The organism is Paenibacillus sp. SAF-068 (assembly GCF_051967555.1).
GTDB lineage: Bacteria > Bacillota > Bacilli > Paenibacillales > Paenibacillaceae > Paenibacillus.
On record NZ_JBQCJX010000018.1, the window covers coordinates 1 to 821 of the forward strand.

The window sequence follows — 821 nt, forward strand, 5'->3', positions numbered from 1 at the left end:
TAGTACGTGGACGTAGACCCGAAACCGGGTGATCTACCCCTGTCCAGGGTGAAGGTGCGGTAACACGCACTGGAGGCCCGAACCCACGCACGTTGAAAAGTGCGGGGATGAGGTGGGGGTAGCGGAGAAATTCCAATCGAACTCGGAGATAGCTGGTTCTCCCCGAAATAGCTTTAGGGCTAGCCTCGGAAAACAGAGTCGTGGAGGTAGAGCACTGATTGGGTGCGGGGCCCGCAAGGGTTACCAAGCTCAGTCAAACTCCGAATGCCATAGACTTACTTCCGGGAGTCAGACAGTGAGTGCTAAGATCCATTGTCAAAAGGGAAACAGCCCAGACCATCAGCTAAGGTCCCCAAGTGTGTGTTAAGTGGGAAAGGATGTGGAGTTGCACAGACAACCAGGATGTTGGCTTAGAAGCAGCCACCATTGAAAGAGTGCGTAATAGCTCACTGGTCGAGTGACTCTGCGCCGAAAATGTAACGGGGCTAAACACACCACCGAAGCTATGGCTTGATGCTTGCATCAGGGGTAGGGGAGCGTTGTATAAGGGTTGAAGGTGTACCGTAAGGAGCGCTGGACATTATACAAGTGAGAATGCCGGTATGAGTAACGAAAAGATCAGTGAGAATCTGATCCGCCGAAAGCCTAAGGGTTCCTGAGGAAGGCTCGTCCGCTCAGGGTAAGTCGGGACCTAAGGCGAGGCCGAAAGGCGTAGTCGAAGGACAACAGGTCGAAATTCCTGTACCACCATAAACCGTTATGAGCAATGGGGGGACGCAGTAGGGTAGTGACGCGGACTGATGGATGTCCGTCTAAGCAGT

1 rRNA gene is annotated in these 821 nt (G+C 53.2%); it reads left to right on the forward strand.

Annotated elements, in window-relative coordinates:
• A 23S ribosomal RNA gene (locus ACTHPG_RS28160) occupies window positions 1–821 on the forward strand; the annotation flags it as partial.